The following is a 16,518-nucleotide window of genomic DNA, read 5'->3' as shown; positions in this document are numbered from 1 at the left end:
TGTTAAAAATAGAAAGATAGATAGATGTCTTGCCATGTGGACTATACCAAGTGGTCTATTTACATATTTTATTAAAAAATTCACAGGAATTCCATATGATGTCTGGGCTTTAGGCTCTGATATTTGGAACAGGAGTAAATACCCTTTTGGAGAGAGATTAGTAAAAAAAATTCTTATAAATGCTGAAAACAGGTTTGCTGATGGAATTGAGTTTGCCAAATGTGTAGAAAAAATATGTGGAAAAAAAACTAAATTTCTTCCTACTTGTAGAACTCTTCCAATTAATCTTAAAGGTAAAGCATCAGTTGATGAAGAAAAGACCAATTTTTTATTTATTGGAAGATGGGAGAAGGAAAAAGGTATAGACATTTTAATAGATGCAACCAATCTGTTATCTAAAGAAATAAAAGAGATAAAGTTACATGTATTCGGTGGTGGGTCACTTGAAAAATTAATTCATGAAAAAATTGACAAATATAATCTTAAAGATTTTATAAATGTAAATGGATATGCTAATCCAGAAACAGCAGTAAAATATCTAAGGGTTTGTGACTGTTTAATTATACCCTCAAGAATAGAAAGTATACCTGTAGTTCTTTCAGATGCGCTTCAAATGAAAAAACCTGTAATTGTTAGTAATGTTGGAGATATGGGTAAATTGGTTAAAAAATACAGAGTAGGTTTAGTAGTAAAACCTGAAAATGCAGAAGATTTGAAAGATAAAATGATAAATTTTATAAAAGAAGATATTACAAAATATCAAAAAAATATTGATTTACTAGTTAATAAATTTAATATTCAAAAAATTGTACAAAAATATATTAATTATGTATAGAGAAAAATTCTCAAAAGATAAATTTCTTCATTCTAATATATCGGCTATAGTAGTTCCAGCAAGAGGTACCAATAGTCTGGGATTTATTAGAAGTTTAGGTCAAAAAGGTATACCTATCATTTCTTTGGATTATAGTAGATTGACTTCGAACTTTTACTCAAAATATTGCAAAGGAGTATTATGTCCTAACCCTTTAAGAGATGAAAAAAAGTTCGTTAATTTCTTACTTGAGATTGGCTCCAAAATGAATAAAAAATCAGTACTATTTATGATGGATGATTATTATATGTTTTTATTAACCAAATATCAAAAGGAGTTAAGTGAATATTTTTATTCTAATTATCTTTCTTGGGAAGTTCTTTTAAGCTGTGTAGATAAGTATAGAATGTATAACAAAGCAATAGATGCTGGTCTTTATATACCAGAAACTTATTATCCTAAAACTATTGAAGAAGTTAAGAAAATTGCAAAAAAAATTGAATTTCCTGCAATAATTAAACCAATTGCAAAATTTGAATATGAAAATCAAAACATAAATAGAGAATACCAATTTGTCAAAACATATAGAACAAAGGCTCTTAGAGCTAAAAATAAAGACGAATTGATATTTTTATTTAAGGATGTAAAAAAATATAATTTTACTACAATCATTCAGGAAGAAATACCAGGAACTATTGACCAAATTTATACGATTGCTGCATATAGTGATAAGAATCATAAAATTTTGACATCTCTTACAGCTAGGAAGATTCACCAACTTCCTTCTGATTTTGGTACAGGAACTCTATTTGAGAGTATATATCTTCAAGAAATTGTTGAATTAAGTTCACTATTAATTAAGAAAATAAAATTTTATGGAATATCTGAAATAGAATTTAAACTTGATTCAAGAGATAAAAAATTCAAACTCATTGAGATAAATTGCAGGGCATCAAACTATATCTATCTAACAACTTTTACCGGAATTGATCTTCCCTACATTGCTTATCGAGATCTTATAGGTGATAAATTTTCTATTAAAAATCAGGTAGATGGAATAAAATGGTGGGATATTCCTAGAGATACTATATACTTTTTAAGATATAGAAATGGTGATCATATGGGAAATAGATTACCTTTACGAAAATGGTTTTCTCATCATAAAGGTAAAAAAACATATGCTTATTTTGATATAAGAGACCCTCTCCCATTTTTATTATTGCCAATTCAAATATCAAGAATAAGAGATAGATTTTGATTATACTAATTAATATTTAATCTATTTAAAAATAGATCTTTTTAATATAATAGAAAATAAATAGAATTCTACTAAAAAAGAAATTTAAAAAAAATGAGAAATAAGAAATTAAAAACAGGTTTAAGAGGAGATATAGAACTACTTTTTAGTGATAGAGGAACTTTAAAAGGTAAACCCAATCTATTACAGACTATAAGGATTCTATTAGTAAAACCTGGTGTTCAAGCTATTGTATTTTATAGATTTTATAGATGGCTTTATCTCAAAAAATTAAAATTTATTGCAGAGATTCTTTGCAGAATAAATTACTTTCTAACTGGAGCAGATATTGATCCTGGTGCGAAAATTGGAGGAGGATGTAGAATATGGCATTCATCAGGAGTTGTTATTGGAAGAGGTGTAAAGATTGGAGAAAATGTCTCTATGTTACATAATGTAACTTTAGGTGGTATTGGTCATTCAATATTTCATCTTGGTGAACCAGGATATCCTGAAATTGGAGATAATGTTGTTTTATATACTGGAGTTACTGTTTTAGGTCCAGTTAAAATCGGAGGGAATTCTGTTATTGGAGCTCACTCACTTGTTTTAGATTCCATTCCAGCTAATTGCTTAGCTGCAGGTGTGCCTGCTAAAATTATCAAAAAATAATAAAGAGTCATTATTGAGCAGGGATAACTTCTACTTCCATATTTAAGGTTGGAACACCACCCCTTGAAAATGAATGCCCTGAAAACCATGTAACTCCCTCATGTACCATATCATATTGAAGAATATATTTTCCTGGTTTTTGAGGTGGTGAGATATTCACATCAATTATTACCTCTTTACCTGGTTCGACATCCCAATGAATTGCACTCCTTCTCTCTCTTTCTGGTACTTCAGCTGATTGTCCAGTTTCTGCATCAATCCAGTGATAGCTCATAGAAACATAATTAATACTATCTGTTTCTTTACATGGCCATGTAAAATAGCCAGTATTTTTTATCTTCATTTCTATTTTATAATTTTTACCAACCTCCATTATGGATGGTGTTTCTCCCATATCATCGTATTGAGCTGAGTATTTCATCGCAGGTTTTCCTTCTTTTATATTCTTCATCATAACTTTTATCTCATCCACCAAAGGAACTTGATATGATATATCATCTATCATTTTTGGTTCAGTAGGTATAACAACTGCTTGAAAATTTTCTGGTTTAAATGTTAATGCCTGGGTTGTATATTTTGTGAGTTCTGAGAAATCAAGACTTGATCTAGTATTTTGAGCTAATATCTCTGCTAATTTTCCAGCCTTAAGTATAGTTTTTATATTGAAATGTTGTTTAGCCATCTCTTTTAAAAACTTTTGTTGCCTTTGAATTCTTGTAATATCTCCACCAGCAGTTTTTCTGCACCTCACATATGCTAATGCATTCTCTCCATCCATATGATGTTCTCCAACTGAAAAATCTGCTCCTGATAATTCATCATGTAATGGCTCATCAACATAAATATCTACACCACCTAATTCCTCAACTATTTTTGAGAATCCTTGAAAATCTAAAACTACATAATGATGAATAGGAATATTTAAAAAATTTTCTACTGTTTTGATAAGAAGATTTATACCTCCATGAGCAAAAGCGGCATTTATCTTTTGAGAGCTAAATCCTGGAATTTCTACATATGTATCTCTTGGTATTGAGATTAGAAATCCATTTTTTTCTTTCGGATTTATTCTTATAATCATAATTGTATCAGCGAGTGGTTCCCTTTCCCTCTCTCCATCTCCTACATCTACTCCAACTAAAATAAGATTAATAGGCTCTGTTGGAATTTCAGGTGCCAATTCTGATTCTGGTTCCTTTTGTTTCCAGGTTTCGGTAACACCATAGATTGTTCTATAAATGTATATACCTACTCCTGATAATATAACAATTAAAATTACTATTAGAGAGATAACTGATGTTTTTAGTATCCTTTTTTTATTTACACTTTTGTTTTTAGCTTTTATATTCTTCATTAATAAAATTTTGAAATTCTTTATTTAATTGAAAATATTTTAATCCATTCTTATTAAATAATAAAAAATATTACTTAATATTGTTTAATTTTACTCTTGAGATTTTTGCTCCCAATTTCGTTAATTTATCTTCTAAATTTTCATATCCCCTATCTATATGATAAATATCATATATTTCAGTTGTTCCTTCAGCAGCAAGACCTGCTGTAACTAATGCTGCACCTGCTCTTAAATCTGGAGCTGTAACAGGTACTCCTGTTAATTTATCTACTCCCCTAATAACTGCATGATGACCATCTGTCCTTATATCAGCTCCCATTCTATTTAATTCACTAATATAAGTAAATCTATTCTCAAATATGTTTTCGGTTATAATACTAACGCCAAAAGACAAGGATAGAAGTACAGTAGCTAATGGTTGCAAGTCTGTTGGGAATCCTGGAAATGGTAGAGTGGAAATATCAGTAGGTTCTGGTTTTTTATCCATAGAAACTAAAATACCGTTATCCTTTTCTATAATATTTACTCCACATTCCCTAAATTTATTTATAGCCATCCTTATCATCTCGGGTTTTGCTCCTTCAATAAATATTTCTCCTTTAGTGACAGTTGCCATTACTAAGAATGTGCCAGCTTCAATGGGATCAGTTATTATTCTATATCTTATTCCATTTAGTTCTTTTACTCCCTCTATTATCAATCTATCAGTTCCTATTCCTTGAATATCTGCTCCCATAGCTACAAGAAAATTAGCCAAATCCACAAGTTCTGGTTCCCTTGCTGCATTCTCAATAACTGTCTTACCTTTTGCAAGTACTGATGCCATCAGTATATTTTCAGTTGTTCCCCTACTGGGAAAATCCATAGAAATATAATTACCCATAAGACCATTTGGTGTAGTTGCTTCTATACAACCAGATTCTTGACTTATCTTAACTCCTAATTTTGAAAGACCCTTTAAGTGAAGGTCTATGGGTCGAGTACCAATGTTACATCCACCAGGTAGAGCAACTCTTGCTTTTCCCATCTTTGCTATTAATGGACCCAATATAGTAATTGAAGCCCTCATCTTTCTTATCAATTTATATGGAGTGTTGTAATTACTTATTGATGATGGATCTATTTTAACTATATTCTTATCAATAAATTCTGCTTTTACTCCTAATGTTTTTAAAACTTCCATCATTACCTCTACATCTTTTATTCGCGGAATATCCTCTATAACTGATGGGCTATTACCTAAAATTGCTGCTGCCATTATCTTAAGAGCTGAATTTTTTGCACCACTTAATCTGACTCTTCCTTTTAATTTTTTGTTCCCTTCTATTACATATTTTTCCATAACTCTTAATTTTTATCTAAGATGAAATTTTAAATGATGGAGTAATAACAGTAACTATATTGTCTTTAATCTTAGCAATTCCTCCATCTATTTGAAGAAATATTTCCTTATTTTCTTTAAGAAACTTTAATCTTCCCTTCTTTAAAACAGTAATTAGGGGAATATGCATTGGTAATATCCCTATCTTACCATCAATTGTACTTAAGGTAACAGTCTCACACCTATCATCAAGTTCTATGCCTTTTGGTGTTATAATCTTTAAATTTAATTCTCTCTCTGCCATTTAAACACAAAACAAAATAGTAATTTAAAATAATTATTATTTTAAAACATCTTCTATTGTACCTTTCATATAGAACTTCTCTTCTGGTATTTTATCCATCTCTCCATTAACTATTTTTTTAAAACCTTTTATAGTCTCGGATATTGGAATATATTTTCCAGTGACTCCTGTAAATTGACTGGCTACAAAGAAGGGTTGAGATAAGAATTTTTGAATCTTCCTTGCTCTATTAACAATTAATTTATCGTCATCAGAGAGTTCTTCAAATCCGATAATGGGAATGATATCTTGAAGATCTCTATATCTCTTTAGCACCTCTTGAACTCTTCTTGCAATATTGCAGTGCTCATCTCCCACAAACAAGGGGTCAAGGATTCTTGATGATGATTGTAAGGGATCAACTGCGGGATATATTCCAAGTTCTGCAATCTTTCTTGAAAGAACTAAGCTTGAATCAAGATGTGTGAAGATTGTAGCTACAGCAGGATCTGTTAAGTCATCTGCTGGAACATAGATTGCCTGGACACTGGTAATAGAGCCATTTATTGTGGATATTATTCTATCTTGCAACCTTCCCACATCTGTACCTAAAGTTGGTTGATATCCAACAACTGAAGGTAATCTTCCAAGTAGTGTTGAGACTTCCATACCAGCTTGGACAAATCTGAAAACATTGTCCATAAAAATTAGTACATCTTTATTCTCTACTTCACGAAAATATTCAGCCATTGTGATTGCTGTAAATCCCACTCTAAACCGTGCACCAGGACTTTCATTCATCTGTCCAAAAACCAAAACAGTTTTATCTAAAACATTGTAATTTTTCATTTGTAACCATAGTTCATTTCCCTCTCTCGCTCTCTCTCCAATCCCTGCAAATACCGAAAACCCTCCGTGTTCAGTAGCAACATTATGAATTAGTTCCATAATTAGTACGGTTTTACCAACACCCGCCCCGCCAAAAAATCCAATCTTCCCACCTTTTATAAATGGACATAGCAAGTCTATTACTTTAACTCCCGTTTCAAATATCTCTTTTGAAGGTTTAATATGTTTAAGTTTTGGTGGTTTATGATGGATGGGCCATTTCATTTCAGTCTGAATTGGTGGACCATTGTCTATCACTTTACCGAAGACATTAAACATTCTACCCAGTGTTTCCTTACCTACTGGAACAGTAATTGGTTTTTTAGTGTCAATGACTCGCATTCCTCTTTTTACACCTTCAGTTGGTGACATAGCTATTGTCCTAACCTCATTATTTCCTATATGTCGTTGTACTTCTAACATAATATTTATTTTGGTTGAGTTTACCCTTTCACTGATAACTAATGCATTATGAATTTCGGGTATAGCACCAGGAGGAAATTGTGTATCTACTATTGGTCCTGATGCTCTAATTACCTTTCCAACAATCATCCCTAAACCTCTATTAAAGATTTATTAATTTAAATTAATAACTAATTTTCTTAAGAGCTTGGCTTGTTAAAATAATATCCTCAAGCTCTCTTGATATATTTTCTTGTCTTGCTCTTTTAAATCTCTTTACTAATATATTAACCATTTCTTCAGCATTATTTGTAGCTTTTTGCATAGCCATATGCCTTGATGCATTTTCGGACAATGAAGCCTCAACTAATACTTTATAAATTATGGAATTTATATACTTATTAATAAAGTTTGAAAAAATTTTTTCACCTGAAGGTTCCAAAAGAAACCTTAAATATTCACTTTCTAAATCTTTTTCTTCATCTTTTAATACTGTAAAAATATTTTTATCTATAGGTAAAATTTTAAAGAAGACTGGTTTCTGATAAGCAAATGAGATAAATTTTGTATATAAAATATATACTGTATCAATATCTTTATATAAAAAAGCTTCTATTATATCATTAGTGATTTCATCTGCATGATCAACTGTTGGATTTTCTGATACTTTAAAATAATGTTTTGAAATATTGATCTGATTTTTCCTTAGATGCTTTACTCCCTCTTTCCCAACAGCATAAAATTCTCTCTTTTTACCTTCTAATTTTTTTACTAATTCATTTAGAGTTTCAAAAATCAAAACATTATAATTGCCACACAAACCTTTGTCTGAAGTAAGAATCAATATTAGTATAGTATTCTCATCTTTATCAGTTTTAATGAATGGATGAGAAATCTCATTTTCCATTTTTTTAATTAATATATGAAATATCTTTCCTATTTCATCAGAATATAACTTTACACCTGTAAGTTTTTTTTGATTTTTATATATAAGATTTAATGCAACCAAGCTTAATGCTTTGGTCAACCTCTTTGTGATTTTTATTCTTTTTATCTTTTTTTCAATATCTTTTAATCTTTCCATTCTTTACTAAAGTCAGGATTAAATATCTTCAATATCTATAAATCAAGTTTAAATGTCTTCGGTTTCTATAGGTAAAGTTTAAGTATTTTCAGTTTCATTAGTTGATTTAAACTTAGTAATTACTTCATTCAGTTTGGTTTCTAAATCAAAAGTTAAGTCTCCGCCTTCTCTAATCTCTCTAAATATATCATTAAAATTTTCTTTCATAAAAACTAATAAATTTTTGGTAAAACTTTTTACTTCAGAAATGTCTATATCGTCCAAATATCCATTTACTGCTACATATAAAATCACTACCTGATCTTCAACTGAAATTAAAGATAAAGGTTTTTGCTTTAGTATTTCAACTAATCTCTTTCCTTCCTCAATTCTCTTTTTAGTGGTTAAATCAAGTTCAACACCAAACTGGGTGAAAGCTTCTAACTCTCGATATTGTGCTAGATGCAGTCTCAATTTACCAGCAACCTTTTTCATTGCAGGAATTTGAGCACTTCCTCCAACTCTGGAAACAGATATTCCAACATCTATAGCAGGTCTTACACCTTCATAGAAAAGGTCAGCATCTAAGTAAATTTGTCCATCAGATATGGAAATTATATTGGTGGGAATGAAAGTAGTGACATCCCCTTCCTGTGTCTCAACTATTGGAATTGCAGTTAAGGAACCACCACCTTTTTCTTCAGAAAGTTTTGCTGCTCTTTCTAAAAGTCGAGAGTGAATATAAAATATATCTCCTGGATATGCTTCCCTTCCTGGTGGCTTGCCTAAAAGTAGTGAAAGTTCTCTATAAGCAACTGCATGTTTTGAGAGATCATCATAAATAATTAAAGCATCTTCACCATTATACATAAAATATTCCCCCATAGCACATCCTGTATATGGAGCAAGAAATTGAAGTGAAACTGGGTCAGATGCTGGAGAACTAACAACTATTGTCTTTTCCATAGCTAAATTATCCTGAAGTTCTTTAATGATCTCAGCCACCGATGATGCTTTTTGTCCAATGGAAACATATATGCAATATATATTTTTTTCTCTTTGATTGATCAAGGTGTCTAAAACTATAGAACTTTTTCCAGTATCTCTATCTCCAATTATAAGCTCTCTCTGTCCCCTCCCTATAGGAATCATAGAATCTATTGATAATATTCCAGTTTGTAGTGGTTGATTAACTGACATTCTATCAATTATTTCAGGTGCTTTTGACTCAACAGGTCTAAAATTTGAAGTTCTTATTGGTCCTTTTTCATCCAAATGAAATCCCAGGGAATTAACTACTCTTCCAAGTAGTTCTTCCCCGACTGGCACCTGGAGTATCTTTCCAGTTGATCTAACAACATCTCCTGCTTCAAGGTGACCTGTTTCCTCCAAAAGTACTGCTCCAATTTCTTTCTTATCTAAGTTTAGAGCTAATCCGAATTTATTATCTGGAAATTCCAGTATCTCACCTAACATGGCATTTGGAAGTCCACCTACTTTTACAATACCATCTCCTACTTCAAGAATAGTTCCTAATTCTTCAAATTTCCTTTCTAATCTCACTCTTTTTATAAATTCAATTATAAATTTTGCTGTATCATTTGTCTTCATAATCTTTTATATTCTTAAAAATAGTAGTTTCTGGTGAAACAAGAGATTCTAAATTTATATTTCTTAATAAATCCTGTCCTGAGAGATCAATTTCAGACATCTTTTCTTTTATTTTTTCTAAAACCCGCTTTAAGCTACCATCATAAATTTTGTTACCTATCTTAACAATTACACCTCCATCAATAAGTGGTGAAACAATATTGTCTAATATAATTTCACTACCAAGATAGCCTCTTAATTTTCTTTTTACTTCTGATTTCAATTCACCACCTATGGGAATAGATGTCATTACCTCAACTAAAACCTTTTTAGGCTCTTTTTTAATCAACTCCATTTCTTTAATTTCACTTTTTTCAACTACTGTTCTGAGCAATGATTCATAGTCCTCATAAAATTTTTTAAATGTCATATCTTTTCCCTCGTAATTTCAGCAATAGATTCTTCTATAAGTCTTAAATGATCCTCTTTGTCTAAAGACTTTTTTATTACCTTTTCACTTACAGCAATGACCATTTCTGATATATAGTTCTTTATTTCACTAACTGTTCTATTCTTTTCTATCTCAATCTGATGTCGAGCTAGTGAAAGCAAGTCTTTTATCTCTTTTCTTGTTTCTTCTATTGCTTCTTTTTTTAGCCTTTGACCATCCTTTTTAGCTTTTTCTCTTATCTTATGAGCTTCCTTTTCTGCTTTTTTAATCTTTTCCTTATACTCATCTAAAAGATTAGCAGCTTCCTCTTTAGTTCTCTCAGCTTCATCTATTTTATTTTGAATCTTTTTTTCTCTCTCTTTAATTATTTTTGTAACTTTTGGAAAGACAAACTTCCAAAGCAAAAAAGAAAATATTAAAAAAGTTATTAAAGACCAAAAGAATGTGCTCTCCACAGGATTTATTAATCTTAATATTTCTTCCAAGCTAAAAACACCTCATAAATATATTTATTAAAAATTTTAGATTCCTTTTTTTGATCAATTATTTAGCAGTAAAAATAAGAAGTATGCTTGCTACCAGAGCATAAAGAGCAATAGCCTCCGCAAATGCTAAGGCAATAAATAGTGCATTCTGTATGCGACTCGCTGCTTCAGGCTGTCTTGCCATACCCTCTAAAGCTGCTTTTGACATCATACCAATTGCTAAAGCTGGACCAATTGTACCCAATCCTATAATAATAGCTGCTGCTAAATAACCCATAGCCTGTGAATTCAATTTTTCCTCCTTTCATAAGTTCTTTGGGTGAATAATCATTTTAATATATGTTGCTGTCAAGATAGAAAAAATGTAAGCTTGAACAGCTGAAACAAATATTTCAAAAAGACAAATAAGTAATGCAAAAAATACAACTGGAATTGCAATAAAATAGTTTTTAAAAAAAGTAATTAACGAAATTACAACAATAATAACTATATGACCTGCTAACATATTAGCTGTAAGACGTATAAGTAGTGAGAATGGTTTAGCTAAAGAAGTAACAATTTCGATTGGTACAATAAATATCCATAGCCACTTCGGTACTCCAGGAACAAAGAAATTTTTTAAATAGCCCTTTATTCCAGTCTTTGCAATCCCTGCAATCTGAACCACAAAGAAAACCATTATAGCTAATGTAGCTGAGAATATAATATTACTTGATGGTACATAAGAATTTGGTAATATCCCGATCAAGTTATTAACTAATATAAATAAAAAAAGCGTTCCTATAAAAGGCCACCAATATTTGGCATCAACACCCATAGTGGATTTTGCTATATTATCTCTAATGAACTCTACTATCATTTCTAATACATTTTGCCCAGTTTTAGGTATTATGGTTATTTTTCTTGAATAATAAAACATTGCTAAAAATAGAATACCTACTGCAGTAAGCATCCAAACTGTTAAATTGGTGATTGAAAGATTCAACGGACCTATTTTTATTGGTATTAAAACTTTCAAGAAGAAATGATCTAAGATATTCAAATCCGTTCCTTTTCCTATAATTACTCTAATTTAATTAACTCTACTTTTGCTTCTCTTAATAAATCTTCTGCTAATTTATCTTCATATTTTTCAAAATAATAAACCTTCTTTATACCTGAATTAATTATCATTTTTGCACATATAGAACATGGTTGATTAGTTGTATAAATAACAGCATTTTCTATCTCAATTCCATGTAAAGCAGCTTGTATTATCGCATTTTGCTCTGCATGAAGTCCTCTACATATCTCATGTCTTTCACCTACAGGTACATTTAAATTTTCTCTTAAACAACCTACTACTTCACAATGGGTAATTCCTTTTGGAGCTCCGTTGTAACCGGTACTTAGTACTCTACGGTCCTTAACTATTATAGCACCAACTTTTCTTCTCAAGCATGTTGACCTACTTGAGACTAATTTTGCTATACTCATAAAATATTCATTCCATGGAGGTCTTTTATTGTTCATAATTTTTAAAGCTTAATTAACAATTATTTAAATTTTTAAAAATTCAAATATAAGCTTTGTAGTATACTTTCGAAAACATATTCAACCCTCCCCCTACCCCCTCCCATTAAGGGAGGGGAATCGACCCTCGAGTGTAACGAATGGGAAGGGAGAATGTATACCCAAAGTTTCCAATAATTTTTATTTTATTTCTTTTTCAGGTTGAATATTATAGAGCCTATCACCTGCATCACCCAAACCAGGTATTATATAACCATATTTATTTAAGTGAGAATCTATTGCGCAAGTAATTATCTTTACATCTGGATGATGTTTGTTTAATTTTTCTATCCCTTCCGGAGCTGAAACAATGCTTAAAAGTTTGATTTTCTTGGCACCATTTTTCTTGAGATAATCAATGGCCATAACCATTGAACCTCCAGTTGCAAACATGGGATCGATGATAAATATAGTATCTTCCTTCCTTAACTTTGGTGATTTCATATAATAACTTACTGGCTGTAGTGTCTTCTCATCCCGATAAATACCTAAATGCCCGACTCTTGCTCCAGGTATTAACTTCAAGGCTCCATTTAACATACCCAATCCCGCTCTTATGATGGGTATAATAACTAAATTTGAAGCTTTGATTTTCTCAACTTCAGTATCAATAAGCGGGGTTTTTACATTATATTTAATTGTAGGGATATCTTTGGTAGCTTCATACATTAAAATAATCGTTAATTCTTCTACAATTTCTCTAAATTCCTTTGACTTTGTGTCCTCATTTCTAAGTACCCCTAACTTATGTTTTACAAGTGGGTGATCAATAATTATAGGTTCCAATTTATCACTTCCTTTCCAAGATTTCTTAAAATTTCTTATTATTTTATTTATTTAAAATAAATTAATGTAGGGCAACCCTTTAGGGTTGCATTATTAAGCAAGGCTAAAGCCTTGCCCTACTTCTGATTAGATTTTTTAGTTTTCAAGTTCTAATTTTGAGATTTTCTTAATCCTCCTTTTATGCCTACCTCCTACAAACTTGGCATTAAGCCAACTTTCTACTACTTCTATTGCCTCTTCAGGTTCTAAGACTACACTACCCAATGTTATTATATTTGCATTATTGTGCTCTTTGCTTAACTTAGCTGTATCAATGTCATGAACATTTGCTGCCCTTATACCCTTAATCTTATTTGCAGAAATACACATTCCAATTCCAGTTTTACATATCAATATTCCCATCTTTACTTCCTTAGAAGCGACCATTCTGGCAGCTTTTTCTGCAAAATCAGGATAATCAACCCTATCTTCTGAATATGTACCAACATCGATTACTTCATACTTTTTCTTTTTTAGATGATTTATTATTGCCCCTTTAAGAGCATATCCACCATGATCACTACCAATTACTATTTTCTTCATCTCACCTCAATCAATTTTGAACAAATTTTAAGATGTTACTTTTATTTTCCTTTCTTATTAAAAAATAAGTATACACTATGGGTTTTCTTTTTAAAACATTGAGGAAATAATTTTTGGCCAGGGTATTACTCCCTCTCTAATTAATTTAGGAAATTTTTCTCTTACATCAATGACAGTTGAGCTTTTCTTTAGCAATGAAGGACCAGTACAAATAATTAACTTTATTTTTCTTCCAATTTGTTTATTTACTATTTGAGCATTAATTGGATCAGCTCCTTCACTTAAGTTAGCACTTGTACCCGTTATTGCACCCACTTTACTTGTAAGAAAATTTACAATTTTGTTAGCTGGAACTCTAATACCAACACCATCTCTTCCCCCACAGATAATTGCTGGAACTAATTGGGTAGGTTTAAATATCATGGTCAGAGGACCTGGCCAAAACATTTTTGCAAGATTTTTAGCATAGGGTAGTATTTCCCTGGCATACAAATCTAAGGAGGGTAAGGAATGAATAAGAATTGGAATTGGATTTTTTATATCTCTTTTTTTGATTTTATAAACCTCTTTTACTGCTTTCTCGTCACCTAATAATGCAGCTAAGCCATACAATGTATCAGTGGGAATAGCAATAACTTCTCCATTTTTTAAAAACTTTAAAGCATCTTTAAGTTTACCAGCAAAAGGTTTTTTTTCATCAATTTTTAAAATTTCTGCCATTTCTTTACAAATTGTTATTTTATTTTTAATGTGAATTTTTATTTTTCTTTTTGAAGAACAATTACTCTATCTATTTCTGATAAATCTTTAATTATTTCTATTATTTTATATCTTTTATTTTTTTCATGTTTTTGTTTTTTTAAGAAAAATTGAGATTGACTCTTAATATCTTGTGCAATTCCCTTTATTTCTCTACATTTTTGATTATTGGATAAAAATTGAGGTTTGGTATTTATATCTTCTACGATTTTCCTAATTTTTTCAGATTGATTATATCCAATTTCTAAAAGAAGATATCCATTTTTCTTCAAAAAATTCAGAGATTTTGAAATTATTTCTCTGTAGTAAAAAAGTCCATCTTCGCCACCAAGTAAAGCATTTTCAGGTTCATATTCTCTAATTTCAGGTTGAAGTTCTTTGAACTTTGAAATTGGGACATATGGAGGATTACTAATAATTAAATCGAATGAAAGTTTTAGATTTGAAGGTAATGGTTCAAATAAATTACCTTTTAAAAATTTTATTCTATCTGAAAGATTTAGATTAACTGCATTACTCTTTGCAATCTCTAATGCTTTTTCATTAATATCTGTAGCATATACGAAACAATTAGAAATTTTATTCACAATTGCAAGTCCTATAGCACCACACCCCGTCCCTATATCCAAAACAAAAATTTTTTTATCTCCTGATAATTTCAGAGATTCTTTTAATAATTGTGAAGAATCATTAACTTCCATATTTTTTAGAATTGAAATTGCTTTTTGGGCTAGAATCTCCGTTTCGGGTCGAGGTATAAAAACTCCTTCTTCAATAAAAAGTTTTAAATCCAAGAAACTTACTTCTTGAGTTAAATATTGAATTGGAATATTATTTGATCTTGCAACTACAAGACTCCAGAATTTTTCAAATTCATCTTTTGAGATAAAGTCATCAAGTTTAAGATAAAGTTTAGTCTTTGGAATTGATAATATATGTGAAATTAAAATTTCTGAAGTGATTCTTGGGGATTCAATGTTTTTTTCTTTTAAAAAATTTATTGCTTTTTTAATAGCATCTTTAATAGAAATGTTATTTTTTATCATTATATTTTATTAATTTTACATTTGCACCTATTTGATTTTTTCTTCTCGGTCTTTCGCTGAAAGTGTATTTATAAATCCATCTAATTCCCCTGATAAAACCTGTTCCAATTTATGAAGTGTTAATCCTATTCTATGATCTGTTACTCTATTTTGTGGAAAATTATATGTTCTTATTTTCTCACTTCTTTCTCCCATTCCAATTTGACCTTTACGTTTAGTGGCCACCTCTTTTTGCTGTTCCCTTACTTTTTTATCTAACAATTTAGCTCTAAGTATTTTAAATGCTCTTTGTTTGTTCTGAAATTGAGATCTTTCATCCTGACAGGAAACTACAATTTTTGTTGGAATATGAGTTATCCTTACTGCAGAGTCAGTAACATTTACATGTTGTCCTCCTGGACCAGATGACCGAAATGTTTGAATAGAGATATCTTCAGATTTAATCTCAACATCTACTTTCTCAGCAACTGGTAAAACTGCAACAGTTGTAGTAGATGTATGAATTCTACCACTTGATTCCGTTACAGGAATTCTCTGGACTCTATGGACCCCAGATTCATACTTAAATTTGTTATAAGCTCCTTTTCCACTAACTTCAAAAACAATTTCCTTAAAACCACCCAAATCTGAGACATTTGATGAAAGTACTTTAACATTAAAATTATTCTTCTCACTATATTTTGAGTACATTTTGAAAAGATCAGATGCAAAAAGAGCTGCCTCATCACCACCAGTTCCAGCTCTTATTTCAACTATGATATCCTTTTGTGCATACATATCTTTTGGCAATAAAAGTTCCTCAATTTTTGTTTCCAAATTTGACTTCTCTTTCTCAAGACTTAATAGCTCTTCAGTTATTAAATCCCTTAATTCCTTCTCTTTTTCTGTCTGCAACATCTCTTCTGTTTCTTCTATTTCTGATTTAATTTTTCTATATTTTTGTGCTGCTTTAACTGTATCCTCTAATTGAGAAATCTCCTGGCTATACTTTTTTACTTTAATTGGATCCCTTGTTACATCAGGTCGTTTAAGCTTTTTTAATATATTATTATATCTATCTTCTGTCTTTTTTAACTTATCTAATAAACTTTTCATTTTAACCTCATAAATTCAAGCTCATAAAGGCTTCTTTACTTATTATACTCTTAAGATTTCTTGCTGATTTAAATATATTAAGGAAGTATTGAAAAATCACAGTCTTTATTAAGTAGTTTTCCCTTATTAAGCACTTCTT

At 30.5% G+C, this 16,518-nt stretch carries 19 protein-coding genes; 3 read left to right on the top strand and 16 right to left on the bottom strand.

Annotated features, from left to right (window positions below):
* The 3 genes from KKC53_05270 to KKC53_05260 form a co-directional block, all read left to right on the top strand.
* Positions 1 to 835, top strand: an 835-nt coding sequence (locus KKC53_05270; GenBank protein MBU2598566.1) for a glycosyltransferase, incomplete at its 5' end; no start/stop codon positions are given.
* A complete protein-coding gene (locus KKC53_05265) occupies positions 828 to 2,072 on the top strand; it encodes an ATP-grasp domain-containing protein (protein MBU2598565.1) in 1,245 nt (414 codons plus the stop codon). The genes KKC53_05270 and KKC53_05265, both read left to right, overlap by 8 nt.
* Before the next feature lie 93 nt (positions 2,073 to 2,165).
* A complete protein-coding gene (locus KKC53_05260; protein MBU2598564.1) occupies positions 2,166 to 2,723 on the top strand; it encodes a serine O-acetyltransferase in 558 nt (185 codons plus the stop codon).
* A 10-nt stretch (positions 2,724 to 2,733) separates the two neighbouring features.
* Here KKC53_05260 and KKC53_05255 read toward each other — a convergent pair whose 3' ends face one another.
* The 16 genes from KKC53_05255 to prfA form a co-directional block, all read right to left on the bottom strand.
* A complete protein-coding gene (locus tag KKC53_05255) occupies positions 2,734 to 4,077 on the bottom strand; it encodes an LCP family protein (GenBank protein ID MBU2598563.1) in 1,344 nt (447 codons plus the stop codon).
* Between the two features lie 70 nt (positions 4,078 to 4,147).
* Complete coding sequence (gene murA, locus KKC53_05250) at positions 4,148 to 5,419, bottom strand: UDP-N-acetylglucosamine 1-carboxyvinyltransferase (protein ID MBU2598562.1); 1,272 nt, start codon at positions 5,417 to 5,419, stop codon at positions 4,148 to 4,150.
* 16 nt (positions 5,420 to 5,435) lie between these two features.
* Positions 5,436 to 5,702 carry a F0F1 ATP synthase subunit epsilon gene (locus KKC53_05245; protein ID MBU2598561.1) on the bottom strand — a complete coding sequence of 89 codons (267 nt, stop codon included), beginning with the start codon at positions 5,700 to 5,702 and terminating at the stop codon, positions 5,436 to 5,438.
* 36 nt (positions 5,703 to 5,738) lie between these two features.
* Positions 5,739 to 7,121 carry a F0F1 ATP synthase subunit beta gene (gene atpD / locus KKC53_05240; protein MBU2598560.1) on the bottom strand — a complete coding sequence of 461 codons (1,383 nt, stop codon included), beginning with the start codon at positions 7,119 to 7,121 and terminating at the stop codon, positions 5,739 to 5,741.
* Positions 7,122 to 7,155: 34 nt separating this feature from the next.
* On the bottom strand, positions 7,156 to 8,055 hold the full coding sequence (atpG, locus tag KKC53_05235; GenBank protein MBU2598559.1) for an ATP synthase F1 subunit gamma: 900 nt from the start codon (positions 8,053 to 8,055) through the stop codon (positions 7,156 to 7,158).
* Positions 8,056 to 8,133: 78 nt separating this feature from the next.
* On the bottom strand, positions 8,134 to 9,645 hold the full coding sequence (gene atpA / locus KKC53_05230) for a F0F1 ATP synthase subunit alpha (GenBank protein MBU2598558.1): 1,512 nt from the start codon (positions 9,643 to 9,645) through the stop codon (positions 8,134 to 8,136).
* On the bottom strand, positions 9,632 to 10,054 hold the full coding sequence (locus KKC53_05225) for a F0F1 ATP synthase subunit delta (protein MBU2598557.1): 423 nt from the start codon (positions 10,052 to 10,054) through the stop codon (positions 9,632 to 9,634). Before KKC53_05225 ends, atpA begins: the two co-directional genes overlap by 14 nt.
* Complete coding sequence (atpF, locus tag KKC53_05220) at positions 10,051 to 10,560, bottom strand: F0F1 ATP synthase subunit B (protein MBU2598556.1); 510 nt, start codon at positions 10,558 to 10,560, stop codon at positions 10,051 to 10,053. Before atpF ends, KKC53_05225 begins: the two co-directional genes overlap by 4 nt.
* A 58-nt stretch (positions 10,561 to 10,618) precedes the next feature.
* Positions 10,619 to 10,837 carry an ATP synthase F0 subunit C gene (gene atpE / locus KKC53_05215; protein ID MBU2598555.1) on the bottom strand — a complete coding sequence of 73 codons (219 nt, stop codon included), beginning with the start codon at positions 10,835 to 10,837 and terminating at the stop codon, positions 10,619 to 10,621.
* Positions 10,838 to 10,864: 27 nt separating this feature from the next.
* Entirely contained in the window at positions 10,865 to 11,602 is a 738-nt protein-coding gene (gene atpB, locus KKC53_05210) for a F0F1 ATP synthase subunit A (GenBank protein ID MBU2598554.1), read from the bottom strand.
* A gap of 20 nt (positions 11,603 to 11,622) precedes the next feature.
* Positions 11,623 to 12,072: a cytidine/deoxycytidylate deaminase family protein gene (locus KKC53_05205; protein MBU2598553.1), complete on the bottom strand. Its 450-nt coding sequence runs from the start codon at positions 12,070 to 12,072 to the stop codon at positions 11,623 to 11,625.
* A 180-nt stretch (positions 12,073 to 12,252) separates the two neighbouring features.
* Positions 12,253 to 12,897: a uracil phosphoribosyltransferase gene (gene upp / locus KKC53_05200; GenBank protein MBU2598552.1), complete on the bottom strand. Its 645-nt coding sequence runs from the start codon at positions 12,895 to 12,897 to the stop codon at positions 12,253 to 12,255.
* 135 nt (positions 12,898 to 13,032) lie between these two features.
* Entirely contained in the window at positions 13,033 to 13,479 is a 447-nt protein-coding gene (gene rpiB / locus KKC53_05195; protein ID MBU2598551.1) for a ribose 5-phosphate isomerase B, read from the bottom strand.
* Positions 13,480 to 13,569: 90 nt separating this feature from the next.
* Positions 13,570 to 14,199, bottom strand: coding sequence for a threonylcarbamoyl-AMP synthase (locus KKC53_05190; GenBank protein ID MBU2598550.1), 630 nt, complete (start codon positions 14,197 to 14,199; stop codon positions 13,570 to 13,572).
* 38 nt (positions 14,200 to 14,237) lie between these two features.
* Positions 14,238 to 15,284 carry a peptide chain release factor N(5)-glutamine methyltransferase gene (gene prmC / locus KKC53_05185; protein MBU2598549.1) on the bottom strand — a complete coding sequence of 349 codons (1,047 nt, stop codon included), beginning with the start codon at positions 15,282 to 15,284 and terminating at the stop codon, positions 14,238 to 14,240.
* Positions 15,285 to 15,311: 27 nt separating this feature from the next.
* A complete protein-coding gene (gene prfA / locus KKC53_05180) occupies positions 15,312 to 16,379 on the bottom strand; it encodes a peptide chain release factor 1 (GenBank protein MBU2598548.1) in 1,068 nt (355 codons plus the stop codon).
* Between the last annotated feature and the right edge of the window lie 139 nt (positions 16,380 to 16,518).

It is taken from the genome of Actinomycetota bacterium, from assembly GCA_018830725.1.
GTDB lineage: Bacteria > Actinomycetota > Humimicrobiia > JAHJRV01 > JAHJRV01 > JAHJRV01.
Note: the sequence above shows the minus strand (reverse complement) of the source record. Positions and strands in the feature narration are given on the sequence as shown.

Bases quoted from the DNA above. Each gene is read 5' to 3' on its own strand.
- prmC (MBU2598549.1), bottom strand. From the start codon at position 15,284: ATGATAAAAAATAACATTTCTATTAAAGATGCTATTAAAAAAGCAATA.
- KKC53_05225 (MBU2598557.1), bottom strand. From the start codon at position 10,054: ATGACATTTAAAAAATTTTATGAGGACTATGAATCATTGCTCAGAACA.
- prfA (MBU2598548.1), bottom strand. From the start codon at position 16,379: ATGAAAAGTTTATTAGATAAGTTAAAAAAGACAGAAGATAGATATAAT.
- KKC53_05255 (MBU2598563.1), bottom strand. From the start codon at position 4,077: ATGAAGAATATAAAAGCTAAAAACAAAAGTGTAAATAAAAAAAGGATA.
- KKC53_05260 (MBU2598564.1), top strand. From the start codon at position 2,166: ATGAGAAATAAGAAATTAAAAACAGGTTTAAGAGGAGATATAGAACTA.
- atpG (MBU2598559.1), bottom strand. From the start codon at position 8,055: ATGGAAAGATTAAAAGATATTGAAAAAAAGATAAAAAGAATAAAAATC.
- KKC53_05205 (MBU2598553.1), bottom strand. From the start codon at position 12,072: ATGAACAATAAAAGACCTCCATGGAATGAATATTTTATGAGTATAGCA.
- murA (MBU2598562.1), bottom strand. From the start codon at position 5,419: ATGGAAAAATATGTAATAGAAGGGAACAAAAAATTAAAAGGAAGAGTC.
- atpD (MBU2598560.1), bottom strand. From the start codon at position 7,121: ATGATTGTTGGAAAGGTAATTAGAGCATCAGGACCAATAGTAGATACA.
- atpE (MBU2598555.1), bottom strand. From the start codon at position 10,837: ATGGGTTATTTAGCAGCAGCTATTATTATAGGATTGGGTACAATTGGT.
- KKC53_05190 (MBU2598550.1), bottom strand. From the start codon at position 14,199: ATGGCAGAAATTTTAAAAATTGATGAAAAAAAACCTTTTGCTGGTAAA.
- rpiB (MBU2598551.1), bottom strand. From the start codon at position 13,479: ATGAAGAAAATAGTAATTGGTAGTGATCATGGTGGATATGCTCTTAAA.
- atpA (MBU2598558.1), bottom strand. From the start codon at position 9,645: ATGAAGACAAATGATACAGCAAAATTTATAATTGAATTTATAAAAAGA.
- KKC53_05245 (MBU2598561.1), bottom strand. From the start codon at position 5,702: ATGGCAGAGAGAGAATTAAATTTAAAGATTATAACACCAAAAGGCATA.
- KKC53_05265 (MBU2598565.1), top strand. From the start codon at position 828: ATGTATAGAGAAAAATTCTCAAAAGATAAATTTCTTCATTCTAATATA.